Annotated in this window: 17 protein-coding genes; 10 read left to right on the forward strand and 7 right to left on the reverse strand. The window is 56.1% G+C overall.

The window, feature by feature from the left end; genetic code table 11:
• Positions 1 to 707: universal stress protein (locus VGK23_00005; GenBank protein ID HEY3418918.1), on the forward strand; the 707-nt coding region annotated here is incomplete at its 5' end.
• Here VGK23_00005 and VGK23_00010 read toward each other — a convergent pair.
• Entirely contained in the window at positions 704 to 1,672 is a 969-nt protein-coding gene (locus VGK23_00010; protein HEY3418919.1) for a DHHA1 domain-containing protein, read from the reverse strand. The two genes, VGK23_00005 and VGK23_00010, sit on opposite strands and share 4 nt — an antisense overlap.
• A gap of 112 nt (positions 1,673 to 1,784) precedes the next feature.
• Between VGK23_00010 and VGK23_00015 the strand changes: the two genes are divergently transcribed.
• The 3 genes from VGK23_00015 to VGK23_00025 all read left to right on the forward strand — a co-directional run bounded on the left by VGK23_00015 (position 1,785) and on the right by VGK23_00025 (position 4,212).
• A complete protein-coding gene (locus tag VGK23_00015) occupies positions 1,785 to 2,471 on the forward strand; it encodes a DUF429 domain-containing protein (protein HEY3418920.1) in 687 nt (228 codons plus the stop codon).
• An 11-nt stretch (positions 2,472 to 2,482) separates the two neighbouring features.
• Positions 2,483 to 3,175 carry a M48 family metallopeptidase gene (locus VGK23_00020; GenBank protein HEY3418921.1) on the forward strand — a complete coding sequence of 231 codons (693 nt, stop codon included), beginning with the start codon at positions 2,483 to 2,485 and terminating at the stop codon, positions 3,173 to 3,175.
• A gap of 65 nt (positions 3,176 to 3,240) precedes the next feature.
• A complete protein-coding gene (locus VGK23_00025; GenBank protein HEY3418922.1) occupies positions 3,241 to 4,212 on the forward strand; it encodes an HD domain-containing protein in 972 nt (323 codons plus the stop codon).
• 22 nt (positions 4,213 to 4,234) lie between these two features.
• On the opposite strand, the gene VGK23_00030 is transcribed toward VGK23_00025, so the two are convergent.
• The 5 genes from VGK23_00030 to VGK23_00050 all read right to left on the reverse strand — a co-directional run bounded on the left by VGK23_00030 (position 4,235) and on the right by VGK23_00050 (position 9,885).
• Positions 4,235 to 4,657 (reverse strand): universal stress protein, encoded by a 423-nt coding sequence (locus VGK23_00030; GenBank protein HEY3418923.1) that lies wholly within the window; start codon positions 4,655 to 4,657, stop codon positions 4,235 to 4,237.
• A gap of 97 nt (positions 4,658 to 4,754) precedes the next feature.
• Positions 4,755 to 7,520, reverse strand: coding sequence for an ASKHA domain-containing protein (locus tag VGK23_00035; protein HEY3418924.1), 2,766 nt, complete (start codon positions 7,518 to 7,520; stop codon positions 4,755 to 4,757).
• 25 nt (positions 7,521 to 7,545) lie between these two features.
• Complete coding sequence (locus tag VGK23_00040) at positions 7,546 to 8,556, reverse strand: uroporphyrinogen decarboxylase family protein (GenBank protein HEY3418925.1); 1,011 nt, start codon at positions 8,554 to 8,556, stop codon at positions 7,546 to 7,548.
• A 1-nt stretch (position 8,557) separates the two neighbouring features.
• Positions 8,558 to 9,190 carry a cobalamin-dependent protein gene (locus VGK23_00045; GenBank protein HEY3418926.1) on the reverse strand — a complete coding sequence of 211 codons (633 nt, stop codon included), beginning with the start codon at positions 9,188 to 9,190 and terminating at the stop codon, positions 8,558 to 8,560.
• A 224-nt stretch (positions 9,191 to 9,414) separates the two neighbouring features.
• Positions 9,415 to 9,885: a CBS domain-containing protein gene (locus VGK23_00050; protein HEY3418927.1), complete on the reverse strand. Its 471-nt coding sequence runs from the start codon at positions 9,883 to 9,885 to the stop codon at positions 9,415 to 9,417.
• A 548-nt stretch (positions 9,886 to 10,433) separates the two neighbouring features.
• Here VGK23_00050 and VGK23_00055 point away from each other — a divergent pair.
• Complete coding sequence (locus VGK23_00055) at positions 10,434 to 10,766, forward strand: hypothetical protein (GenBank protein HEY3418928.1); 333 nt, start codon at positions 10,434 to 10,436, stop codon at positions 10,764 to 10,766.
• Between the two features lie 50 nt (positions 10,767 to 10,816).
• Here VGK23_00055 and VGK23_00060 read toward each other — a convergent pair whose 3' ends face one another.
• Positions 10,817 to 11,407, reverse strand: a complete 591-nt coding sequence (locus VGK23_00060; GenBank protein ID HEY3418929.1) for a hypothetical protein — start codon at positions 11,405 to 11,407, stop codon at positions 10,817 to 10,819.
• Between the two features lie 207 nt (positions 11,408 to 11,614).
• Here VGK23_00060 and VGK23_00065 point away from each other — a divergent pair, with 207 nt between their 5' ends.
• The 5 genes from VGK23_00065 to VGK23_00085 all read left to right on the forward strand — a co-directional run bounded on the left by VGK23_00065 (position 11,615) and on the right by VGK23_00085 (position 16,598).
• A complete protein-coding gene (locus VGK23_00065) occupies positions 11,615 to 12,124 on the forward strand; it encodes a hypothetical protein (GenBank protein HEY3418930.1) in 510 nt (169 codons plus the stop codon).
• A 54-nt stretch (positions 12,125 to 12,178) separates the two neighbouring features.
• Positions 12,179 to 13,063 carry a DUF72 domain-containing protein gene (locus VGK23_00070; protein ID HEY3418931.1) on the forward strand — a complete coding sequence of 295 codons (885 nt, stop codon included), beginning with the start codon at positions 12,179 to 12,181 and terminating at the stop codon, positions 13,061 to 13,063.
• 41 nt (positions 13,064 to 13,104) lie between these two features.
• Complete coding sequence (locus VGK23_00075) at positions 13,105 to 15,219, forward strand: acetate--CoA ligase family protein (protein HEY3418932.1); 2,115 nt, start codon at positions 13,105 to 13,107, stop codon at positions 15,217 to 15,219.
• Positions 15,216 to 16,217, forward strand: a complete 1,002-nt coding sequence (locus VGK23_00080; protein ID HEY3418933.1) for an AAA family ATPase — start codon at positions 15,216 to 15,218, stop codon at positions 16,215 to 16,217. Before VGK23_00075 ends, VGK23_00080 begins: the two co-directional genes overlap by 4 nt.
• Before the next feature lie 81 nt (positions 16,218 to 16,298).
• Entirely contained in the window at positions 16,299 to 16,598 is a 300-nt protein-coding gene (locus VGK23_00085; GenBank protein ID HEY3418934.1) for a peptidylprolyl isomerase, read from the forward strand.
• Positions 16,599 to 16,683: the final 85 nt, after the last annotated feature.

Consider the following 16,683-nt stretch of genomic DNA (forward strand, 5'->3'; position numbering starts at 1 on the left):
TCAGCGATGTGGACCGCCGGCTGATCGACGACCGGAAGAAGATGCTGGAGAAGCTCAAGCAGCACGCCGAGATGACCGGTGTGGTCACACACGCCTTGGTCACGGTATCTCACGAGGTGGTAACGGCTGTCATCGATACCGCCAAAGAAGAAGCGGCGAACATGATCATCATCGGATGGAAGGGCTATACCAACACCCAGAAGCGCATCCTCGGCCGCAAGATGGACCTGATACTGCGTCTCACTCCCTGCGATGTGCTGTTCATCAAGTCGGATGAGAAGCTCAAACCGACACGCATCCTTATCCTTTCAGGCGGTCTTTGGCATGTCAGTGCCGCCACGGAGGTCGCGGCGATGGTGGCGAGGAAACAAGGCGCCCGTGTCACCATACTCAACGTCATTGTGGACGAGAAATACCTGGACAAGGCCAGAGAATACTCCAAGCGCCTTACCAGTATCCTCGAGGCGGAGAGCGTTCCGGTGCTCACCAAGGAGATCAGACCGGAAACGATAGTGGGAGGGGTCATCGGAGAATCGATGGACTATGACCTGCTGGTCATGGGATCCAGCGCCGCCAAGCGGTGGGAGGCCTTCGACTTTGGTCCGCTGCAGGACAAGATCATCACCAACGCCAAATGCCCCGTCCTCGTCTACAAGCACGTGGTCAAGAAGCAGATAGATGAGGACAAGACCGTTGAAGATGACTAAAGGGCTTCGGAGACGAACTCGTCCACGAATCTGTGGGTCCTCTCCACCGGTATCCTGGCTCCGGCACTGGAGGGATGCCCTCCCCCTTCCAGCCCATAGATCGCGGTGAATTCCTCCACGAAACGTCCGAGGTCGATGCCTCCAGCACACATTCCCCGCATCGAGATCGAAGAGTGTATCTTTCTTTCGTTGACCATTATGGCATACCGGCAACCGCGGCGGATGGCCACCTCGACGATCGCCCTGGTCCCGAATCCGTAGAGCGAACGGTTCTTGTCAGTGCTGTCGAAAATACCCACGCTGCCGTACACCCTGATGCCCGATTGGGCCCGGGCCAGGGCCTTAGGCCAACGTTGCTCGTTCACCACTTGGATGAAGCGGCTCTTGATGGGGTCCACCTGCGAAGGCCACAGACCCTGTGAAAGATGCTGCGCCGCCTGCCTGCGGAACGGATCGTCGTCTATGTTCAGTCTCCAGGAGAAATCCAGGATGCGGGATTCCTCGCAGACCTTCTGATGGCCATTATTGTTGACCATCTCCCTCAGGATCGGTGTGTCGAAGTATTCCACCTGGTCAGCGATGGCGACCAGCTTCTTCAACCGGTTCGGGGAATTGAGGAAACGGTACAGAACGCCAGCCGCGCTCATGCCCTCATTGATGACCTTGATCCCATTCGGACAAGCGCTGTTCGGGGTCGGATGATGGTCGATAAGGAACACCTTCTGCCGGTCCATCCTCGTCGCCATGGCCTCCGCCACGTCCGGAACGAGCGCGACGTCGGCAAGATAGATCTCTTTCGATGAGAAGTCCATTGACAAAGCCCTTGCACCAGCGGTCGGGGACGTGATAAAAGATACACGGGAGCTCGGATAACGGTTCAGAAAGATAGCGGCACTTACGATCCCGTCGACGTTCCCACGAGTTATCAGGTGCTTTTCCCGGTCATCCCTGGATAAGCTATCCATGTCCTCGGGAAACTATTATTCCATTGCTGACTATTTAACGGATTTGTACTGGAAATATTTACCGGAAATATGAATGGTTACGGTCAATATGTCAGTCGTCTGATGAGGGAATGTGAGATACATCGGTGTGGACCTGGCATGGAAATGTGTTGACCCGGAACCGTTGAACACGGCGGTATGCATCATGGACGAGCTCGCCATGGTCCAGACAAAGCGGGTGACCTGGGATGAGGAGATACTCGCCCTTATCGAAAGAGAGGGGGATTGCCTGGTTGGCATTGATGCATCGCTCACCGTTCCCAACCGGTCCGGAATGAGGTGCACGGAGAAACTGGTCAGGCAGATGGGCATCAACATCCTTCCGACCTCGAAGTACTACCTTTCGGAAAAATTTGGCGGTTCACGGGGAGAACGTATGGTCCATTCCCTTTGTCTCCATGGGTTCCGCATGGCCAAGCCCCTGGACCGTTCCGGACGCCTGATCTACGAGGTCTATCCCCATGCTTCGGTCCGGGCCATACTAGGCAGGCATCATTACAAGCACGGCCGTCTGGAAGATAGACGGCGAGGCTGCGTGGAACTGTTCAGGGCCATAAAGGTCCAGAATCCAGAGGTTCTGCTTCCGGAGGGGTTTGAGGCAAGCATCGTCAATTCCGATTCTTCTGGGATCAAAGGGATCGCCGACATGCTCGATTCGATGCTATGTTCAATCTCATTGTATAGGCATGCGATATATCGAGGCCAGACCACTCAGATGATCGGCGATGAGGACAATGGGTTTATCCTCGTTTGTCGATGAGAGGCTAGAAGATGACGACCGACGTACAGGATGGGATATGCGCGTCCTTCCAGAGGGCGGGCAGGGCCTATGGATATGACAAGGTGAGCGCGAGCTTCTTCCCGTTCAAGGATTTCAAGGCTTGCTGGCAAAGGACCGGGAACACCGCCGATTTCAAGGTGACGGATTACCTGGAATGCGCGGACGGCCAGATCATGAACGAGTTCGCGGACAACCTGTTCAAACGGCTCCGGTCAAAGGCCAAGGTGGAGCTCTACAACGATCGGATGAAGGACTGGTTCCAGTCGAGGCAGTTCCTGGACACCAACCGTCCGGTATATCTGCGACGCAGTCGTAACCTGGCATATCGTTCCGAAGGGAGCAGCTACGAGCTGCTGGAATCGTTCGAGCGGCTCAAGGACCAAGGGCTGGTTCCGGATCTGCCCAACACTTACATCACATGGACCAGGAACCCGAACAAAGCCCGTCTCGGCTATTGTTCGATACTGATGCGGGTCATTGCCATCAGCTCTGCCCTTGACACGGAAAAGGTACCGGAATATGTCAGCGAGTACGTGTTGTATCACGAACTGCTGCACCTGAGGGGCGGGCTGAGATCGCTCGGTCGCTACCACGACAGGGAGTTCAAGGACATGGAACGGATCCACCCACGCCATCGCGAGGCGGAGGACTGGCTGAAAAGGGTCGCGGCAAAGAAGGTGTAGGTTCGCGGCCCGTACCCGCTCCGGCATCAATATTAACCACCTATCATTTGGGACAAGGGGCAACCATGGCAGAAAAGAAGCAGTTCATCAGGGACCTTAACAAGGAGACCAAGGTCGACGACATGTTCTCGGTCAAGTTCAAGAAGCCGGTCCGCAAGAGCAAGAACGGTTTCATGTTCGACGTGCGTGTCGGCGACAAGACCGGCGAGATAGCGGTGAAGTACTTTGGCAACACCAACGAGATGGCGGTGCGCAAGGTGTTCGACTCGATCGTACCTGGAGGCGTTCTCCGCGTCAAGGGAAAGGCGCAGGAGTACAACGAGATCCTGGAGATCGCCATCAACCCGGACAACGGTGACATGGTGGTCCCGATGGCCGAAGGCGAGTATCGATTGGAGGATTTCGTCCCGAGGACCGAGAAGGACATCAACCTGATGATGACCCAGCTGAACGGTTACATCAAGAAGGTCAAGGACCCGAAGTTGCTCCAATTGCTTGGCTACTTCTTTGCCGACGAGGCGTTCGTGGAAGAGTTCAAGAAATGCCCCGCCGCGATAACCCATCACTGCAATTGGATCGGGGGGCTTCTCGAGCACACGCTGGACGTCACCAAGCTGTGCGATACTATGGGAGACATGTATCCCAGAATGGACCGGGACCTGCTGCTGGCCGGAGCGATCCTGCATGACATCGGTAAGGTGCATGAGTATGAGGTGACGACGAACATCGACTGCACCAACGAAGGCAGGCTGCGCGGTCACATCGTCATCGGTTCAGAGATGATCAGTTTCGCCATACGCTCGATCCCGGAGTTCCCGGACAATCTGCGGCTCAAGATCAGCCACATAATCCTGAGCAGCCATGGGGAGCTGGAGTATGGCTCACCTAAGGAGCCATCGTTCCCCGAGGCGGTCGCCATAGCCCAGGCGGACACAATGGACTCCAGGATCCAGGAGATCGTCCGCGCCAAGCAGGATGCCCGGACCGAGGACGAGTGGGCCTGGAACAAGGAACTGGGCAGCATCTATCTGCGCTGAAAAGAAACAAGGTCGGTCCCCTTCAGGGGACGACCATCACAGGCACCTTGGAGTGCTGGGAGACCTGGCTGGATACGCTGCCCATGAGGAAGCCGCGGATCGCGCTCAATCCTCTGGTCCCGACGACCACCAGGTCATACCCCCGTTCCGAGACCGTAAGGATCTTTTCGGCGGCGTTGCCGAACTCGATGTCGGTGTCGAAGGTGATGCCGGCCTCCGCGAAAGCCATCTTCGCCTTCTCCATTCTCTGTTCGCCGAAGCCTTTCTCCTCATCGATATAGGTGGACTTCCCGGCAAGCATGTCATGGTCAGAGGGCGACACCACGAACAGCAACGTCACTTTGGCATCAAATTTCTTGGCCACTTGCGCCGCCAGCGATGCCGCTCTGTTCGAATTGCTCGAGCCGTCGATACCGACCAGAATTCTCTTGATCTCGGAGGACATATTACCGTTATGAAATAGTCCATCCGAAAGGAAATAAAAGTGTTGGTCAAAAACGGAACAAATTACACGAGCCCGGGTCGGTATCTTTCATGCTTGGTCACTCCTCAGGCTCTTTGGGGATCGTAAATTGGAATTCCGTTCCCTTCCCGGGTTCCGAATCGAACCATATCTTGCCGCCATGCCTCTCCACGATCTTCTTGCTGATGGCCAATCCGATCCCGGTGCCCTCGTATTCTTCCCTGGTGTGAAGTCTTCGGAATAGGACGAAGAGCTTGTCCTTATACTCTGGGTCGATCCCGATCCCATTGTCCTTCACCGAAAAACACCAATTCGAACCGTGATCAATAACAGAAATGTGAACCTCAGGTCTCTCCTTTCCATGGAATTTTATACCGTTGCTGACCAGGTTCTGCATGACCTGGACCATCTGTGAATAGTCAGCCTTGATCACGGGAAGGCTGTCCTGCAACAACAATGCCCGGTCCTCATCGATCCGGACCGAGAGGTTGTCCCTCACCTCCGACATCACCTTCTCCATGTCGACCTCCATGGGAGGCTTTCCTTTAGTATCGACCCGGGAGAACTCGAGCAGATCGTTGACCAGATCCCTTGCTCTAAGGCCTCCCTCCACTGCGAAATCGAGGAATCGTTTGGCTTCCCCGTCCAACTTATCCCCGTATCTGCTCTCGAGCAGATTGAGATACGCCGTCACCATCCGCAGCGGCTCCTGAAGATCATGCGATGCCACATAGGCGAACTGCTGCAGCTCGGTGTTTGACCGTTCCAGTTCCGTGGTCCGCTCCTCAACCAGTTTGGTCAGTTCGGTACGGTGGGATCGTAGCTCTTCCTCGTTGAGACCTCTTTGAAGCACCGCCCCGATGAGCGATGCGACCGCCAGGTAGATATCGATGATATGTCGGTCCAAGGTCACATCATCGTCAAACCCGACGATCAGCACCCTCTTGACCTGTCTCTCGATGGTCACGGGCAAGAACAGGAACTGCAGGCCGATGTCATCATGACGTGTATTGGTGAGGAATCCTGAGCTTAACACTTCGGCGGAGGCCTCCTCGATCCCCAACCCACGGTAATCCAGGACTGGATCCGTCGGGTCCCTTGACCAATGGGCTATGCTCAATCCGCCATCCGGATCCTGGTGAGCGAACCCCACCATCCGGCCTCCCATGAATCGGATGATGGCCCTGGATATCTCCTCCTCTGGCCGCAGGTCGCTTATCCCCACGATGTACTGGGAGATCCGTATGTATTCGTTCAGCCCAAGGACATCTGTGCATGGTCCCGAGGTCATAGGCCTAAGGTACAGATTCTCGAGGAACAGGTCATCGAAACCCGGCTCCATGGCCAGGTTGATGAGCTTGCCCGTTCTTCTTATTTGTTCGGCGCCCACCCTTGCTTGGGGCGTTGCCAGCATGTCCTCGCAGCCCATGAGCGAAGCGTTCCCGATGACCGAGAACCTGGAGGTTGGCAGGTATGGAAGGAGGCCGATGCGCTTTGCGCTTTCTATGCTCAGGGATTGGCCGAAATTCCCGGTGATGTACACCTTCTTCAGAGAATCCAGCGGTAGGCCGGCCTTATTCAGCAGGGCCCATATTCCAGAGGCCACGGCCGATTTCGCGCGCATGATGCGGTCGATGTCGGACTTGGTGAAAACGAAACCGCTTTTCTGATCGACCGTCCGGGCATCGCCTCCGGTGAAGTTGCCCTTCCCGTCCACCACTCCGGTCTGCACCATCTTTGCCAATGCGTCGATGAGGGCGGAGCCGCTCAGACCCTCTTCGACCTTTCCCCTCAGGGCCGTTGGGTCGCAAACAGCGCCCGAAGTCAAAACCGATCCGCCATCCGGATCATTATCGATGGCCGAACCGCATCTCATGCCCACCCCTTCCATCGCTGGCCCTCCGGCACAGGCGGTGATGAGGAGGTCTTTGCCATCCCACAGGCACACTTCGGTGTTGGTCCCGAGATCGATCATCAGGTTAGGTCCGGGATCATCCATGAGGCCGGTGGCCACAATGCCCGCGATGGCGTCCGATCCAACAAAACCAGCCAGCGGGGGCGTCATGGTCATTGTCAATCCGGACCCCATTTTGAAAGCTGAGAAATGGACGGTCTCTTCATTGCCATCCGCATTGAACCGGTCCGACCATTTCCTTGTGGAAAGCATGTCCAGGGGATCTGCTGCACCAAGTATCGAAATCATGGTGGTGTTGCCCACGAGGCGTGCTTGATCGACATCCTCGATATCCAACCCCGCGACCGCCATCAACCTCAGGATCCCTTGGTAGATGACCGACAATGTCTCCTCCCTCATCTTGCGTACGCATTCGGGCTCGTCCCTAAGGGCAACGAGGCGGCTTATGACATCGGATCCATAGGCATTCTGGGGGTTCTCCCTGATCAGCCCGGCAAGCCTCTTTCGTGTCATCAGGTCAAGCAATGACACCTTTATGGTGGTGGTCCCCACATCCACCGCTATCGCATACCCAGACCCGTTATCGGGATCTGCGGCCATGGTAGGTCTCGCCCTCGTCTTGCTTGGCCTCTCATCTGCAATCGGCCTCCAATCGCTGTTCCGTCTGATGCCTGGCAGGATCGCTTCAACGTCCTCACGAGGTACATACTGGCAGGCCAGCCGGTAGCCTTGGAGGATCATCTCCTCGCCGATGCTCGCCCTTTCATTCCTGGTCGGTATCGGATCAATGTCCCCTGCGACCTTCACCATGCAAAGACCGCATGTACCGTTCCCGTTGCATCCCGATCTGATCTCCAAGCCGGCGCGTTCGACGATCTGGCGCAGGCTTTTTCCCGGAACGTACTCGATCGTCCTCGTGCATCCGGGCATTTTAACGCGGATTACCGGCGTGAGATCAGCGCTCCCGTGCTGCCTCAACCATGGCAGTGATGCATTCAGGATTCGCTTCCAATGGGACCTCGCAGCCTGAGGAGAGGATGAACCCTCCGCGGTTCTCGAATGTCTTTAAGAGCTTCTTGCTTCCCTGAGAGACCGCCAGGGGGGAACTCGAACAGAAGGACAGTGATTTGATGTTGCCGTCCAGGCAGACATCCGGTAATGCTGAAATGGCTACTTCCGGCGCGACGTCGTAATCGAAATTGACGATCTGAACCCCGATCGACCTGCAGCTGGGCAGAACCTTGTCCGTGCCTCCCGCGATATGCAACCAGGTACCCGCTGCTCCTGCCTTTGCCAAAGCCTTTCTTACCCGAGTGAGGGAGGGCCCTTCGATCTCGCGGAACAAAGCAGGCGGCAGGACGCTAGGGGTTGCGCCAGGATCGAACATGATGGGAGCGTGGCTTCCTGCCATGACCTGGGCTACCCCGTAGGAAATTGCGACCTTCTCCGAGAACCGAAGGAACTCGAGGAATTTCGGCTTGTCGTCCGCGAGCATGTATAAGGCCCTCTCGGTCCCGAGGAGCTGGCATGTAAGCGTGAACGGGCCTAGGATCGCGCTAGCGACCAGAGCCTCATTTCCAACATCCTTTCGTGCGACCCTGATAGCTTCCAGCGTCTCGGGCATTCGCCCGTCCGTCATAGGGTCAGGGACATCCAGCCCGTCAACGCCTGGCGCTTCGCTCAGAACATGTTTCGTTATGTGGGGATACATGCCGTCCCTGAATGCGATCTCACTTCCCATGGCCTCGCTTTCCACATTGACGTCCATCAGCGCGAACACGGCATCATAGCCATACTTCTCCCTGGCCTGGATCTGGCACTCCGCCAATGTCCGCCCGTCCCGAAGGTATTTGTGGAGGGGTACCTGGTTGCAGACCGCTGCGTGCCCAAACACCTGAGGGATCACAGGCACCCGGTCAGTGCTTTTCATCTGCACAGTGCCAAGCACTATCCCCAGGGAATTCATCTCAGTCCTCCTTTCGGGTATCCAGAAACTTCACTCCATCAAATACGTCCAATGCAACATAGTCCACGTTCAGGTCCTCGGGAGAGGCTTGGCGCAATGCTGCCCCGCCTGCTATCAAGGTCCTTTCCCTCAGTCCTGCCGCCTCGAGCGAAGGTCGGATCTGTCTGACCGTTGGGATCACCGAGGTTATCAACCCACTAATTCCTAGCACCTCAGCCTTATCCGCTATGGCCGAGGATACCATCTGGGTTATTGGACAGTCCCGACCGCAGTCCACGACCCGATATCCCCTGGCGGTAAGCACCATCTTTACGATGTTCTTTCCCAGGTCATGAACGTCCCCTTCCGGGGTGACCAGCAGAACCGTGTCTCTGGATGTGGAGGGGCCCGCTCCCTTCGGCAGCACAACCTTCATCACTTCCAAGGCCGCCCTCCCGACAAGCATTATCTCCAACAGGTTGAACTCTTCCAGCGTACATTTTGCGTCCATTTTAGACATGGCCGCCTCGATCCCGTCCCGGACGAGGGTCTCTGCGGGCACTCCTTCTTGAAGAAGTCTTGTGGCGGCCTGAACGGACCCTTCCCTATCTCCCTGGACCAGCGCGTCAACCAAGGGTTCGATTCTGGTCTGCATGCGATCTTTCTCCATCCGGAACGAGCAATGGTTAGCTATTGTCAGAGATAAAATGTTACTGTTCTATCGGTTGATGAAATGATCCGCTGAACGATATCTATAGCCAAAGTACTTATCCGATCGTTCGGAACCGGATTCCGGTCAAGCGCACCCTATCTTGTCTTCCGATCGGTATGGTTAGGAAGGAGGACCAAAGGAGATCTTTGTCCGATGGTCAAAGTGCTTCATTCTACGAACAGTTCTTTTCCTTTATTGAATATCTCTAGGCTGTTCAGCTCTCCGATGAGCTTTCCCTCATTGTCGATCACCGGCAGGTCGTTGAGATGGTTGTCCAGCATTATCTGTAAGGCTTTGGTGAGCTTGTCGTTCGCCTTCACTGATGGGATCTTTACGAATATTCCATCCACGCCCTCTTTGAGCATGTCCCTCATCAGCTTCCATAGCGAAAATCCGGCGAACTCCCTTATGCCCACCCTGTAGCCCAGAAGTCGAAGCAGGGTTTCAGTGGTGACGGCCCCCAAGAGCTTCCCTTCATCGTCGATAACGTATACCTTCCTGGACCCAGGGTTCTTCAGGTATTCGTCGAACACCTGATGGATCTTGGAACCGGTCTTGACGGTCGACGGTTCTTTGATGACCAGGTCATAGACATCACTAACCAGCAGGTCCGAGAAGCTCTTCTTCATCTCCACCATATGGATTGTGTAGTGAAACAGGAATACTTAACAAAATCGCCCTGGCCAGTCATTTTGAAAACAAGGAATGCGAAGTGTCCCCCACCCCAAACAGATTGGTTCATGGACGACATGACTGTCTGTTCTCCCCACACTGACCCGGGGCGGGGGTTTAGTGTCGTGCACCGGGGTTGTCCTCCAGTCATGACGCGATAGTCTCATCGCAAGTTCCTGCAGGGACCCAAATTACGGGCACTGTGCGCATTCAGATTACTGAGAGGTTCACAGGTCCCCTCTACTTTTACCGAATGCAGGGGAGGGGAGGGTCGAACTGAACTTAAATCCTCTCTAGCGCCGAGGCGATCCATCTCAGCTATCAATGATCATAGGGGCGTTTTGAGCGTCCGGATTACACCGGTACGTTCCGTTCAACTCGAGCCTCTTTTCATCTATTTTCATGTCCAGATCCTGACTTTTCAATCTTTTCAGAGCTTTTCAACCACTCATTTCTTATGGTTTTTCAATCCTAGTCAGGACCAGCATGCGAAGTAACGCAGCAGGAAATTGAAATGAACACGACAATGAAGACGGTAACCATCTTCTGTATCATCGGAGTCGTTGCCCTCGTCGGTCTGATGGGAGCAGCGGCAGCGGCCGGCTCATTCACCGGCTCGCAGAACACCGGGACCGGAATGATGGGTGGCAGCGGACATATGAACGGCCAAATGGGCGGGCAATCCCTGAACGGTCATGCCTACGGGATGATGGGCGCCGCCGGTCACATGGGAATGATGAACGGAACCGGCGTTAACTGCCAGAACCTATCGGGAAACCAGTGCAACGTGACCCAGAACGCCGATGGCACCTTCAACTGTTCTAGGTACCAGGACAATCTGGCTTAGATGCCAGATCCCACTATTTTTTTCATTGTTCCTGGGATTTGTCCTTGAGGTCAGGGTTCAATCTCGACCTTCACCTTGTTCGTCATACCGAAACGGGACTTGGAGACGACCCCTTTTTCCACAAGCTTATCCAGCGTCCTCGACACCTTGGCATCTGACATATTGGCCTTGACCATGAGGTCCTTCTGGAGGGCTTCCCCTCCCGACTCCACGATCGCCCGGAACAGGCTTCTTTCGTCCCCGGTCAGAAGGCGCAGGACAAGTATCCGGTCATCGACCGCCGGTGGTGTCGATTGAGCCTGGACCTCCGCCGCCGGTTGATCGCTCGTCACTATCTGTGGCTGGACATATTCAAGGGACGGAGCAAATGGAGTGTTGGCATGTTGGATCGAGGGGATGTCCGTCAAAGGCTCGTATTCCTGTCTGAAAAAGGCTAGAAAGACTCCGATGGCCATCATGAACGAACCGACCATTGCGAGAAGCATACTGGTGATCGAGTAGGAATTGACATCGTTGGTCCCTCCCATCATGCCCGAGGAGGCTCCGCGCATCGCGTTCGGCGACAGCAGGGCGAAGATCGTCAGTACCAGGCCTGCCACAAATATCAACGCTGCCAAGAGTACGGTTCTATCGGTCTTCATGGGAACACCAGCGATTTTGGCTCATAGTAAGCCATTGCGCCAATGCTTTGACCCATCAACCCTGATATAAACAATCCTCTGAAGAGTGCCCGTTCCTCGGTATATATTCGATCAAGTCCGGAGAGTGACCTAAATCCGGTCACATGTGTCCACCTTGCCCAAATATCGTGACCGACCGATAGTGTAATCACAGAGGAGATGTCTGTAATGACCGAAGAAAATGACCAGAGATCCGCCGGCGGAAGTCCGGCATGGGGATGTGGACAAATGAACGAGTTTGACGAGAACCTTGAGGTCACGTTCGATCCGAGGAAGACAAAAGGATTCGGCTGGAGAGTATCGACATCCATCATCACTGCGGTGGGATGGCTATCCTTCGTGATCCTGTGGCTGTTCTTCTACGCGGACAAATATTCGATATACCAGAACATAGGGGCGGTCATCATATCGCTGATCGTCTTCATTGGCATAAACGGCGCTGTGTGGGGCACATGGGCGATGAGGATGGCTCCGAAGGATGCTATGGGCCCGTGGCGTCTGAGGGCGATAGGATCCTTCATAACTGGAGCCGCGTGGGTAGCGTTCCTGCTCATATGGTTGCTGGTCTATGCCGACAGCTACAGCATATATCAGAACATCGCCGTCCTGTTCGTCTCGGTGCTGGTGCTGGGCGGCATCAACGGGGTGCTGTGGAACAAGCATTCCCGTCCATGGTGAGCGGCAAACCTCTTTCATTACCTTTTTCTGTTGGGAGCTGCAAATAGCCTACCGATGACCGTCACGGTCGGGTGCAGCGGCTGGTCCTATGATGATTGGGTCGGCCGGTTCTTTCCATTCGAGATAAAGGACGACAACGCCAAGCGTTTTGAGCATTATGCGGAGTATTTCAACTCCGTCGAGGTGAACTCGACCTTCTACCGTATGCCCGGGGAAAGGCAGGTAAACTCCTGGGTGGAGAAGGCCAAGGCCCATCCCGGTTTCGAGTTCTCGGTGAAGATGCCGCGGAGCGTCACTCACGAGGCGCTGGTGAACGGGGACGACAAGGAGGCGGTGAACCACGCTCTGTTCTTTGAGAGGATCCTCGCTTTGCCTCTGAACGAGGTCGGCGGGCTGGGAGCTATCCTAATCCAGATGTCTCCCTCATTTCACAACACTGGCAATTCTTTCGAGGTTCTATCGCGCTTCCTTGGATCGCTTTCCGTGGGCGAGTTCCACTATGCCCTGGAGTTCCGCCACAGGTCCTGGCTCAATGACAAGCATCATCTTCTGGGCGATACCGTCAGGCTCCTGCGTGACAATCGCATCACCAACGTCATCGTGGATGGTCCAGGCTTTCCCTACACCAGCGACCTCACGGCAGATTCGGCCTATGTCCGTTTCCACGGCCGTAACTTCGACATCTGGTACCATGACGAGAAAGAGGACGATGAGCGCATTGACCGGTATGATTACCTGTACACGGAGGAGCAGCTCTCCCCTTGGGTACCTCGTATCCGGGAGATGGAGGAGAAGGTGTCCAGGGTCCGAGTGTTCTTCAACAATCATGGCCGGGCCAAGTCGGCCAAGAACGCCTTCGAACTGATGGATATGCTCAACATCCCGCACAAGTCCAAGGTGGTGCATGTCCAGGACCAGGCCAAGATCGACGAGTTCTGAGATATGGAAGCAGGGCAAGCTATATCCAGGGGAGAATGCAATTGCGGACGGAGAGGATGAGGGAACTTTTCGAGCCTGCAAGCATAGCTGTGGTCGGCGCGGCCAGGGAGGAGAACAAGGTCGGCCATATAGTCCTACGCAACATCATCAGCTCGGGCTTCACCGGTAAGCTCTATCCGGTCAATCCCAAGTCGGAGGAGATACTGGGGCTAAGATGCTATGCCAGCATATCGCTCGTCCCGGACCAGGTGGACCTGGTGGTCGTCACGACGCCCGCCCATACGGTACCGGGGATCATCGAGGAGACCGGCCGCAAGGGCACCAAGGCGGTCATCGTGATCTCGGCCGGCTTCAAGGAGACCGGCAAGGACGGTGCCGAACTGGAGCGCAGGATTGGGGAGATCGCCCGTTCGTACGGGATGAGGATCCTGGGCCCCAATTGCCTGGGCATGATCAACACCCACAGCATGATCAACGCCACCTTCACCAACCAGTACCCGAGGACCGGCTCCATCGCAATAAGTTCCCAGTCTGGCGCCATCTGCTCGGTGATGCTGGATTGGGCCCAACGCACCAATGTCGGGTTCTCCAAGTTCGTGAGCGTCGGGAACAAACTGGACATCGATGAGGCGGACTTGCTGCAGTACCTGCGCGACGACCCTCTGACCAAGGTCATCGGGATGTACATCGAGGGAACGGACCGCGGGATCGAGTTCATGCGCCAGGCCAAGCTCACCACCAGGGATAAGCCGATCATCGCCCTCAAGGCAGGAAGGACCTCCTCCGGAGCCAAGGCAGCATCGTCCCATACCGGAGCGTTGTCCGGCAGCGACCGGGTATACGACGCGGCCCTGGCCCAGTCCGGCATCATCCGGGTCAAGACCATCGAGGAATTGTTCGATCACCTGACTCTCTTTTCGAGCATGCCGTTGCCGGAGGGCGACCGCATCGCCATCATCACCAATGCCGGCGGCCTTGGGGTCATGGCGGCGGACGCCTGCTCCGATTACGGCATGACGCTTGCCTCTTTCAAACCAGAGACCATCGAGCTGCTGAAGACAAAGTTGCCTGAATCGGCCAACTTCTATAATCCGGTGGACGTGATAGGCGACGCTGATGCCGACCGATACTCTTTCGCCGTCGATGCGATCATGAAGGACGACAGCGTATCCTGCATCCTGGCATTGATGGCGCCCACGGACATCGTGGACACCGCCTCGGTCGCAACGGCTCTGGCCAGGTTCGCTGGTAATTCCACCAAGCCGTTCGTCACGGCGTTCGTCGGAGGGGCGGGCCTGGAAAAGGCGGTCAGCATCCTGAGGACGTCTGGCGTTCCCAACTACGAATCACCTGACCGTGCTGTGCAATCGCTCGCCGCCATGGTCGCATACAAGCGGTTCAAGGACTCCAAGGAGGATGGGGGGCCGGTCTCCTTTGAAGGTGACAAGGTCCGCACCAAGGCCGTGCTGGACAGCGTCCGTTCCGAGAACCGTCTCATGCTTTCCGAATCCGAAGGCAAGGAGATCCTGAGCGCCTACGGCATCGACGTTCCGTTGGAAGGGATGGCCAAGGATGCCGACCAAGCGGTCATGGAAGCACAGAGGATCGGATATCCGCTGGTCATGAAGATCGAATCGCCGGACATCGCGCACAAGACCGACGTGGGCGGGGTTGTGGTAGACATCAAGAACGACGACGAGGTAAGGGCCCAATTCCAGCTCATCATGGCCCGGGTCTCTTCCCGGATGCCGCAGGCCAGGATCGACGGGGTATCCCTGGAGCGCATGGTCAAGGGAAGAGAGGTCATCGTGGGCATGGTCCGGGACAACCAGTTCGGACCGGTGGTGACTTTCGGGCTAGGTGGTATATTCGTGGAGATAATGAGGGATGTATCGCAGAGGATAGCTCCATTAACCCGGCAGGACGTTATCAGCATGATACAGTCCATCAAGGCATATCCGATCCTTACCGGGGCCAGAGGAAGGCGCCCGGCGGATATAGCGGCGCTCCAGGAGGTCATCGGCAGGCTGTCGCAGCTGGCCATGGACTTCCCTGAACTGGCTGAGTTCGAGATGAACCCGGTCATCGTCGGCGATGAGGGGCAGGGGGCGAGCGCCGTGGATGCGCTCGCGACGATCAGGAGGGAAACAGCATGAGGTCATTATTCTTGGGTTCGGCGGTGGAAAGGTCCGGAAAGACGATGGTCACTCTGGGACTGGCGAAGAACTTCCCAGGTAAGGTCGGGTTCTTCAAACCGTTCAAGGAGACGCTCATGACGATCGACGACCGGGTAATAGACCAGGACGCCTACCTGATGAAGAAGGTGCTGGGACTATCTCATTCAGAGGAGGTCCTGAGCCCCTTCACCTATGACATGGAGAAGCCGGTCGATATGGATGAGATCGTCAAGGCCTATGACAAGCTGAAGGGAAAATCGGACCTGATGCTCATCGAGGGGACAAGGGAGATAACCACCGGTTTCCTTAATGACGTATCCGGCATGGCCATTGCCGAGAACGTGCAGTCCGGTGTGGTCCTCGTGTCCCGTGCCCGGTCATCGGATCTGGACAAGATCGCCATGCTGAAGCACATGATGCGCCGCTATAAGGTAAACTTCCGCGGGGTCATCCTCAACATGAACGAGGACCAGAAGGTGGTCAAGATGCTGGAATCGAAGCATATCCAGGTACTGGGCTCGATCCCTCCGCTCAAGGAGCTATGCCGGTTCAATGTCGAAGAGGTGGCGGACGCCCTGGGGGCCACGGTCATTGTCGCAGAGGACCGGATGGACCGAATCGTGGAGGAGGTCATGGTCGGCGCCATGACCCCTGAGACGGCGCTGAAGACCATGAGGCGCTTTGCCAACAAGGCCATCATCACCGGGGGTGACCGCTCCGATATACAGATGGCCGCGCTCTCCACGGACACGTCCTGCCTGGTGCTCACCGGAGGACTGTACCCGGATCGGCAGGTGGTGGCCAAGGCCTATGAATTGGGCGTCCCCATACTGCTGACCCGTCAGGACACCCTGAACGCTTCCGAGACGATCGAGCACCTGATAGCCAGGATCGATCCGGACGACACCAACAAGATCGATCTGGTGGCCCGCACGGTCAAGGAATATGTGGACCTGGATGCGGTGTACACTGATTGAATTGTGTGATCACGTACGCCCCCATTCCGACCGCAGGATCTTGAACAAAATTGATATCCCCCTTGGGCATTGTTCCGGGACATGGTAAAGGAAGTACACGCAGCGCACATCCTAGTCAAGAACCAAGACAAGGCCAAGGAACTCCTGGCCCAGATCAAGGCAGTTCCGCCGGCCGATGCTGGAAAGAAGTTCGGCGAGCTGGCCAAGCAGTTCTCCGAGTGCCCGTCGGGCAAGAAGGGTGGCGACCTGGGCTGGTTCACCAGACAGAAGATGGTCAAGGAGTTCGAGGACCAGGGCTTCGGTGGCAAGAAAGGAGACATCGCCGGCCCGTTCAAGACCCAGTTCGGATGGCACTTGATGTGGATAATCGACCAGAAGTGACCTGGTTCCAAAGAGGAGGCACGGATACTTTTTCCGTTCCGTGCCATCCTTGCCAACCTTTTTCTCGTCATTGATCATTGGCCAA

This window comes from Methanomassiliicoccales archaeon, from assembly GCA_036504055.1.
Lineage (GTDB): Archaea > Thermoplasmatota > Thermoplasmata > Methanomassiliicoccales > UBA472 > DASXVU01.

Excerpts from the sequence above, each read along its gene's own strand:
- VGK23_00030 (HEY3418923.1), bottom strand. The coding sequence starts at position 4,657 with ATGTCCTCCGAGATCAAGAGAATTCTGGTCGGTATCGACGGCTCGAGC.
- VGK23_00050 (HEY3418927.1), bottom strand. The coding sequence starts at position 9,885 with ATGGTGGAGATGAAGAAGAGCTTCTCGGACCTGCTGGTTAGTGATGTC.
- VGK23_00010 (HEY3418919.1), bottom strand. The coding sequence starts at position 1,672 with ATGGATAGCTTATCCAGGGATGACCGGGAAAAGCACCTGATAACTCGT.
- VGK23_00020 (HEY3418921.1), top strand. The coding sequence starts at position 2,483 with ATGACGACCGACGTACAGGATGGGATATGCGCGTCCTTCCAGAGGGCG.
- VGK23_00025 (HEY3418922.1), top strand. The coding sequence starts at position 3,241 with ATGGCAGAAAAGAAGCAGTTCATCAGGGACCTTAACAAGGAGACCAAG.
- VGK23_00035 (HEY3418924.1), bottom strand. The coding sequence starts at position 7,520 with ATGCCCGGATGCACGAGGACGATCGAGTACGTTCCGGGAAAAAGCCTG.
- VGK23_00055 (HEY3418928.1), top strand. The coding sequence starts at position 10,434 with ATGAACACGACAATGAAGACGGTAACCATCTTCTGTATCATCGGAGTC.
- VGK23_00065 (HEY3418930.1), top strand. The coding sequence starts at position 11,615 with ATGACCGAAGAAAATGACCAGAGATCCGCCGGCGGAAGTCCGGCATGG.
- VGK23_00045 (HEY3418926.1), bottom strand. The coding sequence starts at position 9,190 with ATGCAGACCAGAATCGAACCCTTGGTTGACGCGCTGGTCCAGGGAGAT.
- VGK23_00080 (HEY3418933.1), top strand. The coding sequence starts at position 15,216 with ATGAGGTCATTATTCTTGGGTTCGGCGGTGGAAAGGTCCGGAAAGACG.
- VGK23_00040 (HEY3418925.1), bottom strand. The coding sequence starts at position 8,556 with ATGAATTCCCTGGGGATAGTGCTTGGCACTGTGCAGATGAAAAGCACT.
- VGK23_00060 (HEY3418929.1), bottom strand. The coding sequence starts at position 11,407 with ATGAAGACCGATAGAACCGTACTCTTGGCAGCGTTGATATTTGTGGCA.
- VGK23_00070 (HEY3418931.1), top strand. The coding sequence starts at position 12,179 with ATGACCGTCACGGTCGGGTGCAGCGGCTGGTCCTATGATGATTGGGTC.
- VGK23_00085 (HEY3418934.1), top strand. The coding sequence starts at position 16,299 with ATGGTAAAGGAAGTACACGCAGCGCACATCCTAGTCAAGAACCAAGAC.